Source organism: Ketobacter alkanivorans (genome assembly GCF_002863865.1).
In the GTDB taxonomy this organism is placed as follows: domain Bacteria; phylum Pseudomonadota; class Gammaproteobacteria; order Pseudomonadales; family Ketobacteraceae; genus Ketobacter; species Ketobacter alkanivorans.
In genome coordinates, this window is sequence record NZ_CP022684.1 from 2,428,445 (window position 1) to 2,449,898 (window position 21,454).

The 21,454-nt window shown below is 51.7% G+C and carries 17 protein-coding genes; 10 read left to right on the forward strand and 7 right to left on the reverse strand.

The features are described 5' to 3' along the window. Position 1: 1 nt before the first annotated feature. The 5 genes from Kalk_RS10460 to Kalk_RS10480 are packed head-to-tail and all read right to left on the reverse strand — an operon-like array spanning position 2 to position 5,489. Positions 2–331 (reverse strand): hypothetical protein, encoded by a 330-nt coding sequence (locus tag Kalk_RS10460; RefSeq protein ID WP_101894194.1) that lies wholly within the window; start codon positions 329–331, stop codon positions 2–4. Then, positions 312–932, reverse strand: coding sequence for a hypothetical protein (locus Kalk_RS10465; protein WP_101894195.1), 621 nt, complete (start codon positions 930–932; stop codon positions 312–314). The genes Kalk_RS10460 and Kalk_RS10465 overlap by 20 nt, the downstream gene beginning before the upstream one ends. Beyond that, the gene (locus Kalk_RS10470) at positions 929–1,564 is read right to left on the reverse strand and encodes an AHH domain-containing protein (protein ID WP_101894196.1); all 636 of its coding nucleotides are present in this window, start codon (positions 1,562–1,564) and stop codon (positions 929–931) included. The genes Kalk_RS10465 and Kalk_RS10470 overlap by 4 nt, the downstream gene beginning before the upstream one ends. Next, positions 1,561–3,207, reverse strand: a complete 1,647-nt coding sequence (locus Kalk_RS10475) for a LysM peptidoglycan-binding domain-containing protein (protein ID WP_101894197.1) — start codon at positions 3,205–3,207, stop codon at positions 1,561–1,563. The genes Kalk_RS10470 and Kalk_RS10475 overlap by 4 nt, the downstream gene beginning before the upstream one ends. Continuing rightward, positions 3,204–5,489 carry a type VI secretion system Vgr family protein gene (locus Kalk_RS10480; RefSeq protein WP_101894198.1) on the reverse strand — a complete coding sequence of 762 codons (2,286 nt, stop codon included), beginning with the start codon at positions 5,487–5,489 and terminating at the stop codon, positions 3,204–3,206. The genes Kalk_RS10475 and Kalk_RS10480 overlap by 4 nt, the downstream gene beginning before the upstream one ends. Before the next feature lie 93 nt (positions 5,490–5,582). On the opposite strand from Kalk_RS10480, the gene Kalk_RS10485 reads away from it, so the two are divergent. The 6 genes from Kalk_RS10485 to Kalk_RS10510 all read left to right on the forward strand — a co-directional run bounded on the left by Kalk_RS10485 (position 5,583) and on the right by Kalk_RS10510 (position 15,105). Beyond that, positions 5,583–6,326 (forward strand): nitroreductase family protein, encoded by a 744-nt coding sequence (locus tag Kalk_RS10485; RefSeq protein WP_101894199.1) that lies wholly within the window; start codon positions 5,583–5,585, stop codon positions 6,324–6,326. Positions 6,327–6,374: 48 nt separating this feature from the next. Beyond that, complete coding sequence (locus Kalk_RS10490) at positions 6,375–6,611, forward strand: hypothetical protein (protein ID WP_158643427.1); 237 nt, start codon at positions 6,375–6,377, stop codon at positions 6,609–6,611. 237 nt (positions 6,612–6,848) lie between these two features. Next, entirely contained in the window at positions 6,849–9,725 is a 2,877-nt protein-coding gene (locus tag Kalk_RS10495; RefSeq protein WP_158643428.1) for a PKD domain-containing protein, read from the forward strand. A gap of 27 nt (positions 9,726–9,752) precedes the next feature. Continuing rightward, the gene (locus Kalk_RS10500) at positions 9,753–13,343 is read left to right on the forward strand and encodes an IPT/TIG domain-containing protein (protein ID WP_101894202.1); all 3,591 of its coding nucleotides are present in this window, start codon (positions 9,753–9,755) and stop codon (positions 13,341–13,343) included. Between the two features lie 25 nt (positions 13,344–13,368). Further along, positions 13,369–13,947, forward strand: coding sequence for a TetR/AcrR family transcriptional regulator (locus tag Kalk_RS10505; RefSeq protein WP_158643429.1), 579 nt, complete (start codon positions 13,369–13,371; stop codon positions 13,945–13,947). Between the two features lie 60 nt (positions 13,948–14,007). Further along, positions 14,008–15,105, forward strand: a complete 1,098-nt coding sequence (locus Kalk_RS10510; protein WP_101894204.1) for an NAD-dependent epimerase/dehydratase family protein — start codon at positions 14,008–14,010, stop codon at positions 15,103–15,105. A gap of 102 nt (positions 15,106–15,207) precedes the next feature. Here Kalk_RS10510 and Kalk_RS10515 read toward each other — a convergent pair whose 3' ends face one another. Continuing rightward, positions 15,208–16,347, reverse strand: a complete 1,140-nt coding sequence (locus Kalk_RS10515; RefSeq protein ID WP_158643430.1) for an autotransporter outer membrane beta-barrel domain-containing protein — start codon at positions 16,345–16,347, stop codon at positions 15,208–15,210. A 33-nt stretch (positions 16,348–16,380) separates the two neighbouring features. Further along, positions 16,381–17,463 carry a S8 family peptidase gene (locus Kalk_RS10520; protein ID WP_158643431.1) on the reverse strand — a complete coding sequence of 361 codons (1,083 nt, stop codon included), beginning with the start codon at positions 17,461–17,463 and terminating at the stop codon, positions 16,381–16,383. 207 nt (positions 17,464–17,670) lie between these two features. Between Kalk_RS10520 and Kalk_RS10525 the strand changes: the two genes are divergently transcribed. The 4 genes from Kalk_RS10525 to Kalk_RS21355 all read left to right on the forward strand — a co-directional run bounded on the left by Kalk_RS10525 (position 17,671) and on the right by Kalk_RS21355 (position 21,388). Next, positions 17,671–17,937, forward strand: coding sequence for a DUF4212 domain-containing protein (locus Kalk_RS10525; RefSeq protein WP_101894207.1), 267 nt, complete (start codon positions 17,671–17,673; stop codon positions 17,935–17,937). An 11-nt stretch (positions 17,938–17,948) separates the two neighbouring features. Continuing rightward, positions 17,949–19,679: a sodium:solute symporter family protein gene (locus Kalk_RS10530; protein WP_101894208.1), complete on the forward strand. Its 1,731-nt coding sequence runs from the start codon at positions 17,949–17,951 to the stop codon at positions 19,677–19,679. Between the two features lie 100 nt (positions 19,680–19,779). Next, entirely contained in the window at positions 19,780–20,271 is a 492-nt protein-coding gene (locus tag Kalk_RS10535) for a hypothetical protein (RefSeq protein ID WP_101894209.1), read from the forward strand. A gap of 355 nt (positions 20,272–20,626) precedes the next feature. Further along, complete coding sequence (locus tag Kalk_RS21355) at positions 20,627–21,388, forward strand: PEP-CTERM sorting domain-containing protein (protein ID WP_199768078.1); 762 nt, start codon at positions 20,627–20,629, stop codon at positions 21,386–21,388. Positions 21,389–21,454: the final 66 nt, after the last annotated feature.

Sequence of the window (21,454 nt, forward strand, 5' to 3'; positions counted from 1 at the left end):
CTCAAATAACCGCCCCTCCATAGTTCCAACCTCCAATCGCATCAAAGAGAGCAATCCCACGCTCTGGGCAGTTCGTTGATATACGATAGCTGTAGTTCCCTATTTTGAAATCACTATCATCATAAGATGAGCGGGAAGAAAGTTCTTTTATCGAGGTTTTGTAGTCAATTGGAACCCAGTTAAACAAAATGACGTCTTTGTTTAACTCCGGCATATACCTGAATTGCTCTATATATTGCGTGTCTATCTCCGCGTCAAAATGAATTTTTGCAGAATCATTTAGTGATTCTGAATCAATAGCGTGGCTTGCCTTACACGTACTGATCACCATCCTCAAATTCATGCACTTTAAGGAAGTTAATGCCACTCAACCCCTGACGCTCGACGAAATCAACGATATGCTGATGAAATATGATGTACCCCAAGGTTTTAATGTGTAACAGCATGCGCTCTGGCTCAGGAATTGCGCCCAGCTTATCCTCGGCCAGCCTGATTCGATCAAACAGGTATTCGTTATCTTCTGGCGTCTCCCCTTCAACCACATCGAACTCACTGCCATCCCAATCTATTATGTCCTGCGACTGGTAGAAGTTGGTAAACCAGTAATTTTCGTGATACTGATTTTGGTTATCAATATAGACTGCGGGATATAAATTCAAACCACGCGTAGGAAACTGTTGCAGCTCCGCATGCAAATCGGCATTTATCAAGCAAAACGGCGCATCGTGCAGAATATCAGTAATATTCTCTTTCATCCCCTGCGCCAGGAACTCAGCCCGAAAGCCATTAGCAAAACGCAGCGGTGCGCCGCCTACACTCAAATCATGATACCGATATTTCATTGCACGGGCTTTGTCATCTGCCTGCAATATGGGTATTTCTTCCACATCGGGCCGGAATGCAAAATAGTATTCATCACCTATTGACGTCATCGACCTACCTGTAATTTATAGTTCCTGGATATGGCTGATTTAAATCCTGCGCTCTGATCGTCTGAATGATCCCGATGATAAGGGCACGTATCCAATGGCGATTCGCTTACACCGTTGCGCCCACCGCAGCCACGGGCACCCGCCTCAAAGTCTTTGGATATACGGGTTAATTTAACCTTATATTTTTTGATCAACAACAGCAGAATTTTGCTTTTTTGGTCAAGCTTGGCCTGAACCCGCTTTCGAGTACGCTCTGTTTCTGATCCCGACCCACAACCTTTGCAGGCATCGATAAACTGTTCGATTTTGGCCAATTCAATCTTTACCCGCTCATGATAGGTGAACGGGTGATCCGCATCGGAATCACGGTGATCGCCCCGATGCAGCTGCACGTTCATATGACAGGCTGCCTGCAAGCTATAAGGCAGCAGCACCAGGTTTTCCAATACATTAATATCGTAACCCAGCTTTTTCAGATCATTACCCAAAGACGCTAACTGCACGCCTTTAGCTGAAAGCAAATGGTGTGCCTGCATCTTAACGCCGTTATTGATAGGATGAGAATCATCGTTTTTCACTGCACGTTCAATACGCTGGCGATACTGTTTTTTTTCCAATAGCAGATCTGTCATTGGTACTCTACCACCCCTTTACGCCGCCGCACGGGAGCATCACCCACTTTCCCGCAAACACTGCATTTCTTACTACGCTTCTGCTGCTTTTTGCGCGCTTCGAGGGTATCGCCAGATCGGCCACGATATTTCACGCCACTATTACGACCTTTGCGCAGCTTTTTACCCAACTGCTGCATGTCTACTGCGGTTTCGGCAAAGGTATTCACGGCCTCCGCGAATACTTCAATGGCATTAACACCCTTCCTCACCTTTTGGCTAACCCGTGCGGCCTTACCCGCCATGGAACTGATTCGTGCGGACAACATGGCCAGACGACCTGCCGTAGCCACGCCAGCGGATAACAGTGAACACAAAATCAACAACAGGACTTCCATTAGGACATAGGCTCCCCCCTTGCCGCCCAAATAGGCATAGAAGTTAGGAGGAATGGCTTCAATAAAGAGGCTTACATAAGCAAGATACGTCAGTATCGTTTCATGATCTGCAATGATCTCAAGCACAGCAGACCAATCCGGATTATTCTTGATTTCCTGTGCCAGGGCTGGATCGATATCCATCAGCACGGTATCGACAAAACGTTCGATAGCCGCCACATCGCCCGCTGCCATTTGTTCAGGCAATGCCAAAATTGCATGACGATGGCGAAAGATTTTTTCCGTTGCATCCACACTAGACTCGAGCAAATCCGCAGCCTGCTCTACATCACTTTTGATTTCACCCACAATGCGGACAGCGCTGGATTCCAGCTCATCCTGCACTTCGTCAAGCTCATTACCCCACCAGTTCCAATTGGTGAGGTTATCGCCCGCCTCATCCAACCACTCGCCAGCTCTACGATTGGCCTCCTGCATCTCTTTATATTTGGATTCAATATAGGTGGAGGTAAAAGCCCAGATATTGCCACTGACTCCAGCAATGACATTGCCCAGATCTTTCCAGGTTTGCGCCTCCAGCAACTCCCCCTGATCCTCAAACCAATCTGCTGCACCACTGTAAACCCCGTCTGCACCACTCATAATGATGGAGGCAGTGCCATATTCTTCCCACTGTTTCTGGAATTCAAACATCTGGCGCACAACCGCACGATAGGCATCATCAAGACGCCCCTCGATACTGTTTCTCTGAGCGTCGATTTCCTCCTCAATGCCCGGTGTCCGACTGAATTCCAGCTCCACGACACCCTCGGGCACCTCATCCAATACGACGGTACCCGGCTCAGTGGAGGTCTCTTTTGCGCGGCTTTCGCTCTTTGTGCGAGTGTTTTTACCGGCTCCCGCCTGCAGTGGTTGCTCTTTCACAAAGGGCGTTCGATCAATAATCAGATCGATTTTTTCTTCCGGTAAAGGCGTTTCCCAAGGATCATCATACAGCGCTCGTACCTTGAGCCAGCTGAGGTCTGGTAGGGGAATTTCAGGTTTGATCTTGAACTTATGAATGGTGCCGGTATTGATAGTGGTTGACTGCTGATCCACTGCAGGGATAAAGATTTGGTCACCTGGGTGAATCAGATTCGGATTGGGTCGGCGCTTGCGAAAGGCTGCGTTTTCCGAGTGGTTATAGATGATACGCCAATCCTTGTGCTTATACTGGCGGGCAATTTTGCTTAGATTATCGCCTTGTTGCACCGTGTGAATGGTCATTGTTTCTTCCACTCTTCGCTGTCTGGGAATTGGACATCGCAGGCGCCCACAGGCAGCCCTTCCAAACGCGCCATGCCAGTTGCATCGGTGGTGCCTGTATATTCTTTGCCTTTGCTGTCGGTGATCACATAGGCTTGATTGGCCACTGGGCGGCCTTGATCATCGGATAGCTGAATACCCACCCAGGCTGGCGTAGTTTCAATTTCTTTTAGGGTAACGCGGGTATCCCTGCTGGAGACAGCCGCTCTCTGTACGGATTCATTGCCGCCTTTCAGCGCGTCTGTACTGATCACGGCCTGCACCACGGGTGCAGTATTGGGCATGGCTGGTGCACTGGCTTTACCAGCTGGATCGCCTTTATCCGCCGCTAGGGGTGGGGCAGGTGGAGTGATTTGGGCAGGCTTACCCGGGGTGGCAGCACCACCGGTATTGATGCGTACCATTGGCCCTTTAACGGTAACACCAGACGGATCTAATTTAACAAGGCCACCGCCGGCTTTGAGGGTGAGTTCCACCCCCGCCTGAATCACCAGCGTCATACCTGCCTTGAGCACGATATCCTGACCGGCCTGCTCCACATGGGACCCCCCGATTTTCAGCTGGGCTTTTTGGGCCACGTTCTGGGACAGGTTTTTGCCCACTTTCAGGTTGTGGTTCTGCTTGATGATGGTGTTTTGGTCTGCCCCGACGGACTGATTCAGATTGTTGGCTACCGTGGTGTGCTGTTCGTTGCCTATCCACTCTTTCCATTCGTTGCGAACATACACATCCAGGTTTTTTTCCGCGTGCAGATAGATCTGCTCCTGACCTTTTTTGTCTTCAATGCGTAATTCGTTGAAGCCCCCGCCACCGGGGCTACTGTGGCTTTTGAATGTGGATCGGGTTTTGTGGGCAGGAAGCTCATAGGGCACCGCGCTGGTACCGTTGTAGAGCGCGCCCGTTACGATGGGTCGATCCGGATCACCGCCAAGGAAGGCGACCATCACCTCCTGCCCCACCCTGGGAATCACCATCGCCCCCCATTGGTTACCCGCCAGCGCCTGGCTTACCCGTAACCAGCAGGTGCTGTTCTCGTCATACTGACCTTCACGATCCCAATGAAACTGTACTTTCACCCGACCGAATTTGTCGGTGTAGATTTCCTCCCCTGCCGGGCCGGTCACAAAGGCGGTCTGGGTGCCTTCTATTCGCGGTGCCGGGGTCAACGCCTGCGGGCGATAAGGCACTGAAGCAGGTATGGCTTTGAACTGAACATAGAAACGAGTGCCTTCACTGCTGCTGCCCTCCCCCAGGGACTGGGGTTGCCGCCCCTGAATATGGACAGCGATCAGGATGTGCTCTGCGTTGAGGTCTTTTTGTGGGTGATCTTTAACCGAGAAACGCGCCCCGGCCCAAAGCCGCTGACAATCGGATTCACCTTCTATTCTGCGGGCAAGTGCTTGATGGCTCTGCTGTCGCAATGTGGCATAGCGTTCACCCTGCGCAGGATCGGCGAAGTTACCACGGTAGTGGTATTGCTCCAGGGCGCTGTAATCACCCTGCAGCGCGCTGTGCTCCAACCGGAGTTTGGTTTTTTCGAAGAAGTAATCACGCAAGGTGACCTTACCCGGCCGGATACTGGCATGGGCAGACAGTTCGTAAATGGATTCCTGATCCGACACCATGCCGGTGCGCTCTTTGAAACGCACTGTGGCTGCACCGGCAATCGGTTGAAAGCGCTGATTGTTGTCGCTGATCACCAGCACATGACGATCAAACTGATGCTGGAAAAAGTAGAACAGCCCTTCTTCTTCCATTAGACGGCTGACAAAGTGAAAGTCTGTTTCGCCGTATTGGGTACAGTATTCGCGCAGGGGATAACTGCCGCTTAGATCCAACTCCAGATCCTGCCCCTGAATACTGGCCTCTTTCAATACTTGTCGGATGATGTCAGGCACCGACTTCTGCTGAAAGATGCGCAGGTTGCTGCGATATTGCAAAAACTCAATTTTTGGCACCAATGTTAAGGTATAGAGGGTAAAGCGGTTGCCGGTTTCCCCCTGCTGTATATTCAGGATTTCACCGTGCAGATACTGGGGCGTACGCTCATCAAACAGTGTCAGCAGGCCGTTTTTGCCAATCAGATTCTGCAGGTCTAATCCGCTGTTTTCACAGGCAAGCTCCACTTCACAGCGAAACGGGGCGGATATCGCCGCCTTTATGTCAAAACCCACCACACGCAGCGGCTCTTGCAGGCTGGGTATCTGGAATAAAAAGCGAGTCACATTGGCAGGTACGGTCATGGGTTCAGCTTCTGGGTTTTGTTAGCCTTACGGGAATACAGATTGCCCGTGTTTTTCATAGAGACAGGGCTACAACAAAAATAGAGGCCAGTTATGACCGATTACCGCGACGAAGCCATCGCCCCCGAAACCAGCATCGAAGAATTCCGCAAAATTGTGGAGAGCCGCCGCTCGGTGCGTCGTTTTACCGATGAGCCGGTGCCGGATGCGGTGGTGGAGGACTGTCTGGATCTGGCCATGCTGGCCCCCAATTCATCCAACCTGCAGCCTTGGGAGTTTTACGTGGTGCGGGATGACGCAGTGAAAGCAAAGTTGGCTGAAGCCTGCCTGGGTCAAAATGCAGCCACCACCGCGCAAGTGCTGATCCCCATCATCGCCCGCCCGGATACCTGGAAGCAGAACAGTCTGCGCAATCTGGAATACTGGCCGGAAGAAACCATGCCTAAAATCATCAAGAACTACTATTCCAAGATCGCCCTGTTTCATTACAACCCCGGCCCGCTGGGCAGCCTTGGCCTGGCCAAAAAAGCCTTGGGGTTGGTGGTAGGCCTTAAGCAGGCCATTCCCCGCGGCCCTTATGGTATTAACGAAATGAAGACCTGGGCGGTAAAATCCACTGCATTGGCGGCGGAGAACATGATGCTGGCATTCCGCGCACATGGCTACGATACCTGCCCCATGGAGGGTTTTGATGAACGCCGGGTGCGCAAAATCCTGGATCTGCCGTCCGATGCCATCGTGACCATGATCTTAGGGGTGGGCAAGCGGGCAGAAGACGGCATCTATCACCGCCGCTACCGTTTTCCCCGCGAGGAATTCATCCACTATATTTCTTAGGGCACAGCTCTGAATCGGCGAGCGGCTCATTTCATGACGGCGCTGGCCGTGGCGGTTGGTAGCACAGCATCCCACGGCCAGCCCACACAGATCGACTCCCTGCTGAAGCTGCCGTTGGAAGAGCTGATGAACATCTCAGTGACCGGGGTGGGCAGCCTGACCCCCACCAAACGACGCCACCTTCCCGCCAGTGTGACCCGCATAACCCACAATCAAATTACCGCATCAGCTTCGATGCCCTGGATGTGGAATACGGCACGCGCAATTACCGGGAAGACGAGCTGATGATGCGGCTGCTGGGCCATTGGCAACCGGCAGCAGAGCACCATCTGGCAGGCGGTACCGTGTATGATTCCCCTGCAGGAAGTTTTCAAATAGTCACTAAAGCTGTACTAGGAACCGAAAGCTGCTGCTCCTAATCTATTGTGTTAATATTCCTAACGCCACCAGTATGGGGCACTCTGACTTTATTAATCTATAAAAGCATAGAGCATTTGAAAATCAAATTGGGGGAAGGTTTACGTGAGGTCTTTTAACTATTACGTTATTGCGGGGCTACTTTGCCTTAACCTAGGTGCTTGTGGTGGCGAGGTGGAGGAACCCGGCATAGAAGAACCCGGCATAGAAGAACCCGGTGCCAACTGTGGAGTAGACGCCGAAGGCAACATGTTGGTGGGAACGGCAACTATAAACGGCCCTGACACAATTAATGCAGGCTCGATACGAACCTTTTCCTTGTCTCTCACTAATAGCGATCTTACCCCACCTTATACCTACGAATGGCGTCAAACTGAAGGCACTGAAGGAACCATATCGCAAAACAGCGAGTCTGTGAGATTCTCGACGCCTCTTACCATAGAAACGATAGAACTCACCACGATTATAACTGACAGCGAAGGCCTATGCCTTTCAGCGCAGAAATCAGTTTCTATTGTGGCGACTCAGCTGGATATTTACGAACCTAATTCGGTATCTCGTAATGAGGAATTGAATTTTTTTATATATAAGAATAATCTGCCGCCAACTGCTAGAAATAAAGATGTTACTCTGCAGTTGGTTCAGCAATCCGGGCCGCCGGTTCCAATCACTTATGTCAATAGTGACTTTCAGCTATCAATCCAATTTAGCGTTCCCAACGACTTAAGTCCTTTGGAGTTCGTACTCTATGGAATCTATGAAGGTAGGGCATTTTCCCGCCAGCCCGTGGTGGTTTCACCTACCAATCGAACACCGGTTGCCCGCATTAACCGCTCGGCCTATCCCATCATTGTATCTGGATTTAAACACCAACCCATTACTCTGGATGGAGCCACCTCCATAGATCCAGATGGCGACACCCTCAAGTACCAGTGGACTCAAATTGCTGGCGAGCCGGTGGACATTCCTGCTCCCACCAGCCCACAGCTAACACTGACCATGCCCGGTTTTATGGATAGCCTAGAGTTTAGATTGGTCGTTGAGGATGAATATGGCGCAGAGGATGATCTCACCGTTACCGTGAACGTCAGAAACAATCCCCCCGTTGCTGATGCTGGAAACGATTTTGTCGCGCCTGCCGGTATCCCGATATTCATGAACGGCAACGCCAGCAGCGATGCAGACAACGATATCCTGACCTACGTCTGGACCCAGCTGACCGGCCCCACTCTGCAGCTAACCAATCCCAGCAGCAGCTCACCCAGCTTCATAGCTGAGCAGCCAGGGGAAGGCTACCTTTTCAAGGTCGAGGTATATGACGGTGACACCTACAGTGACAACGACAGTTTCGTCGCTGTCAGCATTAAGCCTAACACCGAAGACCTGGATACCGACGGCGACACCATACCTGATCGTTACGATGCCGACGAAGATGGCGACGGCCTGTTGGAACTCTTTACCGATGAATTGTTTAACATCATTAAAGTACGCCGCTTAAACCTTCTCGGCTGCCCAACACAAGGTTGTAACGGTTACGAACTTACAGCCGATTTGGATTTTGACACCAACCAGGACGGACAGATCGGCGAGGGTGATGACTGGACCACGTTGCAACTTCGCTGGCGCGGAGAAGCCCGCTATACTGCCTTTAACTTCGACGGTAATCTGCATTCACTGAACAACCTACCAGGCAATCTGACATACTCATTCATTGATGCCCCGTATTTGTCGGAGCCGATTGAAGCCAAAGCCTATTTCGTTCGCAACCTGCAGCTAAACTCTATTGATATAGACTGGCAACATAACGGGCTGTTTAGTCAGGTGCAACTTTCCAACGGGCGCTCGCTGACCTTGGAAAACATTTCTGTTACCGGCAACCGGTCTGGCGGCACCAACGTGTCAGGCATGATTGGGATACTGGATATTCGGCGCAGCTCTCAGGTGGACTTCATCACTTGTTCTTACCAAGGCAATTTATTGAATCTGGCTAGCACAGCAGGCGGTCTAATAGGCGAAGCAACCGTTTATAGTTCAACACTTAATATAGTTGATAGCCATTCTACCACGTCAATAAACGGCGCTGAGAATTTGGGTGGCCTGATCGGCTACGTCTCTGCAAGTACCGGTATAGTAAACATTGTGCGCAGCCACAGTAGTGGCGAAATAACAAAAACCGGACCTATTGAATCTTGGGCTTTGAGCGGCGGTCTGGTTGGCCATTTCAATTCAAATTGGGACGATCAGCCGTACGCCGAACTCAATATTATCGATAGTTACAGCACTATGAATTTGCTTACAAACTCCTCCCAAGTTGGCGGACTATTGGGCAGATATTACACTTCATCCCCCAATACTCACCTTACCATTGAAGGCAGCTATTTTGCGGGTCATGTTATGGGTAACGGGTATATTGGAGGCTTAGTCGGGTTCTCCGATTCCGGCACGACCACCATTAAAAACAGTTGGACTGGTGGCTTGATCGAAGGTTCTGCAGATGGCTTCGCCAACCTGCCGTCAATTGGCAGTTTTGCCGGGGGCATCAGACCTAGCGGTAACCGGGTTAGGGTCTCTAACTCCTATTCCGTGAGCCAAGTACAGTATGGCACCGAAACTGGCGCATTGATTGGCGTTGTATACACAGATGACGCTCCTACCGATTTATCCGTGCTGATGGAAAGTTCGTATTGGTCCCAAGATGTCACCGGGCAAGCACTCGCCGTGGGTCGTGATGAGACCTTTATAGTAGATGACAGGACCACCATGGTTGAGTACGTCAGTGAGCTTGCCTGCCCAATATCCAGTGATGATTTCACTTGCAGTACGTCTGTACTATTTGAAAACTGGGGCTCTGAACTGAATGAACAGAGTCTGCCTGCTTGGGACTTCGGCAACAGCGACCAACTACCCGGGTTGCGACTGGGTGATGACATTCATCGCCCAGTTCTGGATCCAGTCACTGGTCTCTACACGGTTCCACTCTAAGCGCTTGACTAACAGGATGTAACTCTCATGTACCAATTCAATTCAGCTTTTCGAGCGGCAACCCTCAACCTCGTCGTGATGCTTGGCGTGATCGGTTGCGGTGGTGAGATAGAAGGTGATTACACCATCAGCGGCAACGTTTTCAATCTCCAAGGCACCATTCAGCTTTCAAATGGAGACGATGTCGTCACTGTGACTGGTGAGGGTGACACCCCCTTCAGATTCCCAAAGAAGATGTTCTCAGGGGACAGCTACGATGTACTAGTGTCGGCGCATCCGGATTCTCAGCGGTGTACCTCCGCACAAAACACAGGACAGGTGTTAGACGAAGACATTTCTGACGTCATCATATCCTGTTCAGGGGGCGACTACGCCATCAACGGCTACCTGGTCAACCTCCAAGGCACCATCCAGCTTTCAAATGGCGATGATGTCGTCACTGTGACTGGTGAGGGTGACACCCCCTTCAGCTTCCCAAAGAAGATGTTCTCAGGGGACAACTACGATGTACTAGTGTCAGCGCATCCGGATTCTCAGCGGTGCACCTCCGCACAAAACACAGGACAGGTGTTAGACGAAGACATTTCTGACGTCATCATATCCTGTTCAGGGGGCGACTACGCCATCAGCGGCTACCTGGTCAACCTCCAAGGCACCATTCAGCTTTCAAATGGCGATGATGTCGTCACTGTGACTGGTGAGGGTGACACCCCCTTCAGCTTCCCAAAGAAGATGTTCTCAGGGGACAACTACGATGTACTAGTGTCAGCGCATCCGGATACCCAGTTGTGCGACCCCGTAAACAACACGGGATTGGTAGTAGACATAGACATTTCCTACGTCATCATCTCCTGTACAGCGGCCTACAAAATAGGTGGCACCATTAATGATTTGCAGGAGCCCATATCACTTGCACTTAACGACCATATAGAACTATTACCGCTGGCTAACGGTGACACCCAGTTTCAATTCAAAACGAAGTTGCTCCCCACAGAACTCTATAAGGTAGACTTCGGCACCAAACCGCAATCACAAATCTGTCGTCTGGAGGATCGTAAAGGCGTGATTGAAGCCTTGGATATCGTCTCCATCAATCTGCACTGTGAGGCTGGCCGAAAACTGGGCGGCTACATTGATGGGCTCAGTGGCGTAATTCAACTCTCCAACAATGGCAACACTCTTACGGCCGACACCAACGGCGAATTCAGCTTCAGTGGAAGTTATTTTGAAGGGGAAGGCTACAACGTTTTCATCAGCGAACAGCCAACTGAGGATTTCTGTAGCGTCACACAGGGCAGCGGCTTTTTTGCCGGTGAAGACGTTAACTCACCTCGAATAAACTGTATTCCCAGAACTTCCCTGCCGCCATCAATTTCCTCCATCTGGCCGACAGTGCTATGGCCTTCCGCAGAAGCCAAATTATCAGGAGTACACCTGGGCAACAGCACTTTAACTATAAATGGCGCCGTGATTGATCCCTCCTATGTCGATGACAACGAGATCCGCTTTAATACCCCCGACCTGGCAGCAGGGGACTATGTAATTGAGGTTAACTCCCAAAACGGAGGTGATCAGTCCAACGTTGTGGTGAAAGCACCGATAAAAGCCAAATCTTTGAGTGCCGGAGTTGGCATCACCTGCGCGATTGACCCGGAGGACGATGTGTACTGTTGGCCTATTTCCGCCCCAGAAGGCCTGTTTCAACTGGTGAGCAACCCAGAGGACGGCAGGTTACGTAAATTAAATATTGGAAAAGTTAAAAAGATTTCCTTCCTGAATCCATTCCATGCCTGCGCCTTGAAAATGGACGGCAAGGTGTTGTGCTGGGGCAACAACGCTAATGGCCAGCTTGGTGTGAACACCAACGATTATGGATACATCCCGATGGAAGTTTCCGGCCTGAATGACGTGGTAGATGTTTCAGCAGGTAATTTCCACACCTGCGCCGTAACAAGCAATGGGTCTGCCTATTGCTGGGGGTACTTGGAAGGCATGGGTTCGCAAACCTTACCATTGAAAGTCCCTGGCGTGGAAAATGCTGTGCAGGTCGTTTCCGGCGGTTACCATGCTTGCTTTCGCACTGATCAGCATCAAGTGTATTGTTGGGGCGACAATTTCAGTGGCCAACTGGGCGTTGGATCGGATATTGACAACACAGCAACCCCCATCGCCATTAATTTTCCCTTTGAGCTGATCGATATAGATTCAACTCATTTTTCAACTTGTGCTCTGGATGTACTGGGCTACGTTCGGTGCTGGGGCGATAATAGTAATTACATCATTGGCGCCCAATACAGCAGCGGCCGTTTTTATTACACTCCAACAACTGCCACATACTTGTCAAAAGCTGGTATAAATGGCATCTCACTGGGTGGTGACCATGGGTGTGCCAATCATGAAGACGGAACGGTAAGCTGCTGGGGATCCAACCGGGAGGGTCAATTCGGTATTGGAGTTACCAGCCCGAGTGAGTCCAGTCTCAGTTACCAAGTTTTGAACTTAAACGGCGTAACTAGTATCGCCGCAAGCTCACGTTACACCTGCGCTCTATTGTCCAATCAGACAGTCAAATGTTGGGCAAAGCTGAGTGATTCAGATAATGATTCCCGCTCCCCAACCAGGGATTCCTTTACTCCAACCGGTCTTGTCACTGTCAGTGGTATCGACAATGTTCGTTCCATCAAGGCAAATCAGAACTCGATCTTTGTCGTGGACCGAGATGATGATTTGAGTTTTTGGGGATTAGGGCGCTGGTCAATAGCTTCAAGCTCCGCGTTCACACACACACCAGTGACTCCGTTCGAATTAACAGATGTTGCATCCATAGACCTTGCAGAAGGAGCCTGTATTCATCAGCTAGATGGCGAAGTACGGTGTTGGGGCGGCTATTACAATGGCAGAAACTACTCAGAGGCCTCCCCCGAGGTAGTCGCCGGACTGACTTCAAGTTCGGTGGTGAAAGGTGACAGGCTAAAATGTGCATTGTTTCAAGATCAATCTGTTTCCTGTTGGTCGGAATTCACCAATAACGCAGGTATAAACCGTCAACTTACACCAATCTTAGGATTGGAGCCGATCATTGATTTGGATGTACATTATAATCATGCCTGCATGCTGGATATATATGGCGACGTGTTCTGCATCAGCCTGAATAGCTCGATTGTGCCGGAGCAGGTAATCGGCCTACCCAAGTCCAGCAAAATTGTAATCACTGGATCACACAGTTGCGCCATCACCAACAACGGCGATGTGTACTGCTGGGGTGGAAATCACGCTGGACAGCTTGGCACCACCGGCATCGCCTCATCCACTATCCCGTTGAAAATTGAGGGCGTCTCCGCTGCAGCCCAACTTTTCACCCATGGATCTGGAGCCTGTGCCAAAACTGCACATTCAGATGTCATTTGTTGGGGTAACCGTAACCTAGATGTTGATACAGCAGAACCCCGGCTGGATACGGATTTCAAAGATGTAGACACGATCGTTAGTCCAAGTACAGACCTAGTCTGCAGCCTGCTAAACAATGATCGAGTTCAATGTCGGGGGCAACACCGGGTTGGGGTCTTGGGGCTTGATGGTGGCTATCTGGAGCCCAACTATCCGATCTTGCATCAATAAACCAATCGGTCTATTATCTGGTCCCATGACAAGCAAAGGCCAACAGACACAGGAAAAGATCCTCAGCGCCACACTGGAACTGATCGAACGGCAGGGTTTCCACAACACCGGGCTGCAACAGATCATCAAAGCCAGTGGTGCGCCGAAGGGGTCACTCTATTTTCATTTCCCCGAGGGCAAAGACCAGATCGTCGCTCTGGCGTTGGCCCAGGGTGCCGAGCTGATTCGGTTCACCATTGAGCAGGCCTTTAGCCAAGCCAGTGATACGCAGCAGGCCATCTGCTGGCTGTTCGATGGCTTGGCGGTTCGATTGCAGAACTCCGAGTTTGAAAAAGGTTGCCCAGTGGCTACCACTGCGCTGGAAGCAGGCGATGAGCACCCGGTTGTGCAGGCTGCCTGCGCCACCGCCTACGATGGCTGGAGTCATGCCCTGGCCGGTGGCTTGAAAAAGCTGAACCCCGGTGTGGAGCAGTCGGGGCAGGAGGCCACGTTGATACTGTCCATACTGGAAGGGGCACTGCTGTTGTCTAAAGTGCGCCGTTCCACCGAGCCCCTGGCCCAGGCTCGAGATGCCGTCTTGCAACGTCTCACATCGCAGACATAGACTGCTTATTTTTTACCCCAATAATATATAGACCAGTCTATTAATAAAGAGGAAACAAATATGACAAGCCCAACACACATTCACAAACCCACCATTCTCGTCACCGGTGCCAACGGCTTGATTGGACGCTGGCTGGTACCTGCGCTGCTGAATCAGGGTTACCGGGTACTGGCAGCCATGCGGCAGCCAGAGCAGCGAGAACAGGCATATCGCGCCTTTGTAGAACGCCGCTTGGAGCACCCGAACCAAACCCGACAGCAACTGCAACTGGTGGCGTTTTCGCTGCAGGAACCTGAGCGCCTATTCAAGGATCAGCCCGAGTTATGCCTGCCAATCCAAGCCGTTTTCCACCTGGCCGCCGCTTTCGCTTGGGATCTGAAGCAAGCAGACACCCACCAGGTTAATGTGGACGCCAGCCTGCAACTGTTGGAGCAGATTGCTCATTTACCGCAGCTTAAGCGCTTTATCTGGATTGGAGGTTATCGCGTTGCTGGCAAGCCGGATCTGGATGACGCGGCTCTGTACAAAAAACTCGGGGCATACGAAGCCTCCAAGCTCATTGCCTATGAGCGCATGAAGGAGCAAGCCAGTGAGTTGGGCATTCCCTGGACGGCACTGAATCCTTCCAGCGTAATCGGTGACAGCATCAGCGGCGACACCACCCAATTCATCGGCATCGCCGAAATAGTGCAGCAATTACAGCACAAAAAGCTCGCCATGATCCCCGGCAACCGCGACACCTTTGTGCCCCTGGTGCACGTGGATTTTGTGGCGGAGTTCTGTGCTCGATTGCTGGAATACGACGAATCCATCAATCAGGAATACTGGCTACTGGACGACACCACCCCCAACCTGGATGCACTACTGCAGCGATTTGCCCAACAGCTTGGTGTAAAAGCACCCCGCTCGCACATACCTGTATGGATACTGGAACGGCTGCCGTCTTTCTTACTACCAGGCTCCCGGGAAACCTTGTCGTTTCTGTCCACCGATCGTTATGACATTAGCAACACCAAAGCACTGGCACAACGCATGGGCATCGCTCATTTGTTACCACTGAATAACGTGGAAGGCTGGGTGGATAGCCTGGTAAGCCAGGGCTTTGGGGCCGCTGGCATAGCCGGAGTTCATCTAGGCAGCCAATTATCTGTGAAATGAACCGTTGATAACTAGTACCGATTTGACGAGAGCACCCCATTCAAACGGTACTTTCAGTCTAAGCGAGATGCCACAATCTGCGAGGCAGCATCACTTGCGGCTTTAAAGCTCCAAACGGAACCCCGAAGACAAACTCCATGTATTCAGAAAATCATGCGCAACCAGGCTCTCTGCATCGATGTACAGCATCAGGCCGCCGGGGGCGACAAACTGAACGCCCATGCCCACTGTTCCATATAGATCATCCGGCGTATCGGTCCTCACCACGAACGCCTCGGCATCCGGCGCGACCACCAAGTGGCTGCTGATCTCTCGGGCTTCATCCTCATGCTCAGATACCGCCTCTGCACGAACATAGGGGGCCATAACCCCCGACTGCAGGCTGACATTAAACACCGAATACAGCGCTAACGTTACTGTTCTGGAATCAATGGTTTGGGCCTCATAGCGCAGGTTGAGGTTCTCTATCACATCGCCCCCTGTCTCCTCATAAGCCTCAACGTCAACGCTGCCGGAGTCATATCTCAATGCAACGTCCAGCGCTATTGGCCCCGCGCTGAATTGATAGCCTGCCCCCAAACCCCATTGATCCGCATCGGAATCAAAATCGCCTTGGGCATCGTATTGAATCTGACCAAAACGCACAGAGCGAGTCATATCGTTACTCCGTTGCGTCAACCCCGCATACCCATCCACGTAGAGGGCATCATTCAGCTGATAATTAGCAAAGGCAATCCACTCATAACGCTCACTGTCCACACCCCCGGAATCACCATTGAACTCAATATCGGTATCGCCATATGAGCCGGCAAACCCCACCAACATGGCGCTGTTGACCCGATAATCCGCGCCGACTGTGACCACGACACTGCTGCCATCGAATCCGTTTTCTATCGCCGTCAGATCACGATCCAGATTACGGTACTCAATGTTACTGAATACCCCCCAGCGCTGCTGCTGGATGCGGATGGCCTCGGCATCACCGGATACCGCCTGATCCACCTGATTCCGAGCAGACAAATCATTGCTACCCTGGGTGCCGGTATTGCCAGTTTGGGACAAAGTGCTGCCGCTCCCTCCAATAGTGATCGTGGCTGCATTACAGGTAACCACCAAATCACCTTGAGGATTCAGGCAGATGACATTATTGATGTAATCTCTGAAGGCATCATCATTCTCAGTGGCCAGCAGCGCTGCCGGTAACATCAGGCACAAAAGAGTCGCGCTGACACGCATAGTCATAGTGTTATCCAACCGCATAGTGTTGTTCCTTGTTTACTGAATGCTGAAATTACTGGGGGCAACCGGGGCCGTTGGTGCTACCGGCGGTGCGGGGATCGCGCTCATTGCTTTGGACAGGTTCAACCTGCCCGCCCCCAGCCCGCTGTCGCTCAACGGGTCGGTGTTATCCAGCAAATACTGCATGGCCTGCTTGGGGCTGAGTGACGGATCAGCTGAAAGCAAAACCGCCACCGCGCCGGCAACAAACGGCGTTGCCATGGAGGTACCTGACTGTGACCTATAGGCACCCTCTAACCAGGTTGAATACACCTGCTTGCCCGGAGCTGCGATGGAAACCCAGCTGCCAAAATTTGACGCCCGAGGCCCTTCAGTCCAGCGTGCATCGTTCTCATCCACAGCGGCCACGGCAAACACTCGTGAACAGGCAGCGGGGTAACGCTCTGCTGACGTGTTCTCGTTCATGGCTGCCGCAACGATAATGACTGAGTTTTCCAGTTCCGGGTGATCGCTAAACAGCTTATCTATGGCTGCACAATAGCCATTTTCAGCAGGCGACCCAAAACTGGCGTTGATCACCATCCGCTTATTCTTGGTTAACGCATACAGCGCCGCCGACTGAATGCCTTTGATGGTGGACAACATGGTGCGCTTGCTGCAATTCGGGTTTGGGGCTGTCTCTGGATCGTTATAATCCTCACAATATGCCATTGCCTCCGAACCCTTGACGTCATTCAATACACGCACTGGCAGGATCTCTGCCTGCGGTGCAATGCCGGTTATTCCGACACCATTGACTAAAGCGGCGATAATGCCCGCTATGTGGGTGCCGTGACCGTTGGGATCAACAGAACCATCAGACTGGTTATCAACATAATCGTAACCAAGCAGCAGATTACCGTTCAGATCAGGATGAGAAGATTGAACACCGGTATCCAGCACTGCCACCACCACATCTTTGCCTTGGCCCCGCTGCCAGGCTGCAACAGGATTGGTTTGCTGCAAGCCCTGCTGACGCGTCGCATAGTCAGGCTCCGTTGTTGGCTCTGCTGCATAAACTTCATTCGATAACAGCAAGCCCAACACAATCAGCCCACTGCATAATGTGCTTCCCTTCATAAACATTCCCCAATGTGATTCAGTGCCAAAACAAAAATTAACCAGTTTAGGAAGTTGAACATATTACCACCTGTATCGTCCAGAACATTCCCGACCTAACCCGGCACAGCCCAGCTGTCTCGACCAACGTCTAATACCCAAGCACCTGATGGTGGTTTAAAACGATAGGGTACAACGATAATAAACAGGTTCTCGGAGGGATCGTGTATGGCGTTTAAAAACAAAGAAGACGCAGCCGCATATTGGTCTGCCAATGTCAGGCTGATGCTGACGCTACTGGTGGTGTGGTTTGTGGTGTCATTTGGTTGTGGTGTGATTCTGGTGGATGTATTGAATCAAATCCAAATCGGTGGTTACAAACTAGGGTTCTGGTTTGCACAGCAGGGTTCCATCTACACCTTCGTGGTGTTGATTTTCGTGTATGCGAAAAAAATGGGACAACTTGATCGCAAATTCGGCGTAGAAGAGAAGTGAGGTAACGCACCATGGATCTGCAGACTTTAACGTACATCGTAGTGGGCATGACCTTCGCGCTCTATATCGGCATCGCCATCTGGGCGCGGGCCGGATCCACCAAGGATTTCTACATTGCCGGTGGTGGCGTACACCCGGTTGCCAATGGGATGGCCACCGCCGCAGACTGGATGTCGGCGGCCTCGTTTATCTCCATGGCGGGCATGATTGCCTTCATGGGCTACGGCGGCTCCGTCTTTCTGATGGGCTGGACCGGTGGCTTTGTGCTGCTGGCCATGCTGCTGGCACCCTACCTGCGCAAGTTCGGCAAGTTCACCGTGCCGGAATTTATTGGTGATCGCTATTATTCCAAAGCCGCACGCATTGTCGCCGTGGTGTGTTTGATTATCGCCTCCGTCACCTACGTAATCGGTCAAATGAAAGGGATCGGCGTGGCGTTCTCCCGCTTTCTGGAAGTGGATTATGGCAGCGGTTTATTGGTAGGCATGGGCATTGTATTCGTCTATGCCGTGTTAGGGGGCATGAAAGGCATTACCTATACTCAAATCGCCCAGTATTGCGTATTGATCTTCGCCTACACCATTCCCGCCATCTTCATTTCGCTGAACCTGACTGGCAACCCGATTCCACAATTAGGGCTGGGGTCCACCATGGTGGGCAGCGATACCTTCTTGCTGGATCGGCTTGATCAAGTGGTGACCGAACTCGGATTTCACGAGTACACGACACAATCGCGGCTAAGCCAGCTCAACATGTTCGTTTATACCATGTCGCTGATGATCGGCACCGCCGGTTTACCACACGTCATCATCCGCTTTTTTACCGTACCCAAAGTAGCCGATGCACGCAGCTCTGCCGGTTGGGCGCTGGTATTCATCGCCATTCTATACACCACGGCCCCTGCGGTAGCGGCCATGGCGCGCATGAACTTCATGAACACCATTGAGCCCAACAAAGGTGAATACATGGTTTACGACGAACGCCCACAATGGTTCAAAAACTGGGAGAAAACCGGGCTACTGGCCTTTGAAGATAAAAATGGCGACGGCAAAGTTCAATACAGCGCAGACAAAACCGTGAACGAAATGGTGACCGTGGATAACGACATCATGGTGCTGGCCAACCCTGAAATCGCCCGCCTGCCCAACTGGGTGATCGCCCTGGTGGCGGCAGGTGGCCTGGCGGCAGCCTTGTCCACTGCGGCGGGCCTGTTGTTGGCCATTGCCTCGGCCATCTCTCACGATTTGTGCAAAGGGGTATTCATGCCCGACATCTCAGAGAAAAACGAGCTGCTGGCCAGTCGTATCGCCATGGCAGGTGCCATCGGTGTGGCGGGTTACCTTGGCTTCAATCCGCCGGACTTCGCCGCCGGGACAGTGGCGCTGGCCTTCGGCTTGGCCGCATCGTCAATCTTCCCGGTATTGATGATGGGCATCTTCAGCAAACGGATGAATAAGGAAGGCGCCATTGCCGGGATGATCGCGGGTATCACCGTCACCTTGCTCTACGTGTTTCAGCATAAAGGCATCATGTTTGTGGCCAGCACCGCATTCCTGGGTGATTTGCCACAAAACTGGTTCCTGGGTATCGAGCCCAACGCCTTCGGTGCCGTAGGTGCAGTGGTGAACTTCGTGGTTGCTTTTGCAGTATCCCGAGTGACCCAGGCTCCGCCAGAGCATGTACAAGAGATGGTGGAAAGCATCCGCATGCCAGCTGGAGCCGGTGAAGCCCAGGCCCACTGATCAACCTGCATAAGAACAAAGCCCGGATTCATCCGGGCTTTTTTTTCGGGCTGATGTACCATTGGCCCTGAAGCACGATAACCCCAAACAAGAGATCCCCATGCTCGCAAACAAACACATTATTATCGCCATGATTGTGGCCCCTATTCTGGCCATCATCGCGTATTTTGCCACCGACGCATTCGTGGGCGAAAAAGCTCAAAAAGCGCAAGCAGGTAAATCCTACTCCCTGGTAGCCCTGCCCAACTGTCGCTACCCCAGCGGGCTCTGCACGCTTAAAAATGCAGGCTTTAGCATCGAGCTGAGCGTTGCGCAGGTTGGCGTCAATGTGATGACTCTGAGCCTTAGCTCTAAACATCCGTTGCAAGGGGCCAAAGCCGCGCTGGTGACCAACAGCGATGAACTGGGCGCACCCACAAGCCTTGCCGCTACCGACAACACCAACACCCGCTGGACAATCGATTTAACCGGTGAGCAAACCGCCCAAAGCCAATTACGGGTAGTGGTCGCAGCCGCTGATGCCTTCTATTTTGGTGAGACCGGGCTTGCGTTTATCGACTACAAAACCAGCTTTGGTGAGGATTTTCGTTAACACTGCAAATTGTCGAAGTAGATAGATCTGTACTTGGCAAAGACGCTTTCGCAGCGATCAGCGCTCATTGTTTCAATTGCCAAATGTTAACGCCCCTATCAGGGAAGTATGACTGCTGAATTGATACATGGGGCCCACCGACAACCAAAAAGCGTCGAAAAACTTTACACACCCATGCAAAAACCCACCCGAAATACTTATAACCGACTGTAAACCAAGGGTTTTATATCATGGCATGTGACGTGCTTCACATTTTCGGTTGTAGCTGCCCGGTTTCTGATCTTTCCTTCGGGCCGCACGCAGCACTTCATTCGTTTCAATTTGCGACCAATTTAAATCATTTGGGGTATTAACCATGACCCAACTAGTCAAGTATTGCCTGCAAGGCTTTGCGCTGGCAGCAATGATGACCTTCGGAAGCCTGAGCCAAGCTCTGGTAATTTCCGATTCATCCAGTTTCAACACAGGTACTGCTTATACAAGCACAGCCTGGAGCACCGGCAACACGTATAATCGAAACACCAACTACGGCTACACCAGCCTGAACGGATTCGATTCCAGCCTGGGTGTACTGACGGGCGTTACTGTTAGCTACAACACCAACGGCGTAGTACGGGGCAACATCTCTGTATACGATCCTTCAGACTGCTGGGCATTCTGCGAAGACGACGTTTATGGTGTCGGCTATGTTCGCGGCACCTTCGGCCTGGATCTGTACAGCCCCAACCTGGGCTACAACCCAAGCACCAGCCGTACGCTGTCAGTATCCTGCTCCGCCAGCGATGGTGATTGCAACGGTCATTATTCTGATTACACCAACTACCTGAACGGCACCTTGTTCTCAACTACCGATGCCGGCCTGTTGACTTACTTCCTGGATAATACCCTGCAGCTGAGAGCCAGCTCCATGACTGAAGCCGCTACCACCAACTGCGCAGACGACGAAGATCGCTGCCGCACCTATGGTGACAGCTGGTTCTCCGGTAGTGTATTCGTTGAGTACATTTACGACGAATTCCCCACGCCTCCTCCACCGGCCGCCAATGTACCAGAGCCTGCTTCACTGGCACTGCTGGGCCTGGGTCTGTTAGGTCTGGGTCTGCGTCGCAAGAAGTAAGATCGTTCAAGCAGTAAGATCAGGGGGGCTGAAAATTTCAACCCCCCTTAGTTTGTGACCGGCTAC

What these genes read in the sequence shown, in the direction of transcription:
- Kalk_RS10460 (WP_101894194.1), bottom strand. Translation starts at nt 331, where the DNA reads ATGGTGATCAGTACGTGTAAGGCAAGCCACGCTATTGATTCAGAATCA.
- Kalk_RS10465 (WP_101894195.1), bottom strand. Translation starts at nt 932, where the DNA reads ATGACGTCAATAGGTGATGAATACTATTTTGCATTCCGGCCCGATGTG.
- Kalk_RS10470 (WP_101894196.1), bottom strand. Translation starts at nt 1,564, where the DNA reads ATGACAGATCTGCTATTGGAAAAAAAACAGTATCGCCAGCGTATTGAA.
- Kalk_RS10475 (WP_101894197.1), bottom strand. Translation starts at nt 3,207, where the DNA reads ATGACCATTCACACGGTGCAACAAGGCGATAATCTAAGCAAAATTGCC.
- Kalk_RS10480 (WP_101894198.1), bottom strand. Translation starts at nt 5,489, where the DNA reads ATGACCGTACCTGCCAATGTGACTCGCTTTTTATTCCAGATACCCAGC.
- Kalk_RS10485 (WP_101894199.1), top strand. Translation starts at nt 5,583, where the DNA reads ATGACCGATTACCGCGACGAAGCCATCGCCCCCGAAACCAGCATCGAA.
- Kalk_RS10500 (WP_101894202.1), top strand. Translation starts at nt 9,753, where the DNA reads ATGTACCAATTCAATTCAGCTTTTCGAGCGGCAACCCTCAACCTCGTC.
- Kalk_RS10505 (WP_158643429.1), top strand. Translation starts at nt 13,369, where the DNA reads ATGACAAGCAAAGGCCAACAGACACAGGAAAAGATCCTCAGCGCCACA.
- Kalk_RS10510 (WP_101894204.1), top strand. Translation starts at nt 14,008, where the DNA reads ATGACAAGCCCAACACACATTCACAAACCCACCATTCTCGTCACCGGT.
- Kalk_RS10515 (WP_158643430.1), bottom strand. Translation starts at nt 16,347, where the DNA reads ATGACTATGCGTGTCAGCGCGACTCTTTTGTGCCTGATGTTACCGGCA.
- Kalk_RS10520 (WP_158643431.1), bottom strand. Translation starts at nt 17,463, where the DNA reads ATGAAGGGAAGCACATTATGCAGTGGGCTGATTGTGTTGGGCTTGCTG.
- Kalk_RS10525 (WP_101894207.1), top strand. Translation starts at nt 17,671, where the DNA reads ATGGCGTTTAAAAACAAAGAAGACGCAGCCGCATATTGGTCTGCCAAT.
- Kalk_RS10530 (WP_101894208.1), top strand. Translation starts at nt 17,949, where the DNA reads ATGGATCTGCAGACTTTAACGTACATCGTAGTGGGCATGACCTTCGCG.
- Kalk_RS10535 (WP_101894209.1), top strand. Translation starts at nt 19,780, where the DNA reads ATGCTCGCAAACAAACACATTATTATCGCCATGATTGTGGCCCCTATT.
- Kalk_RS21355 (WP_199768078.1), top strand. Translation starts at nt 20,627, where the DNA reads ATGACCCAACTAGTCAAGTATTGCCTGCAAGGCTTTGCGCTGGCAGCA.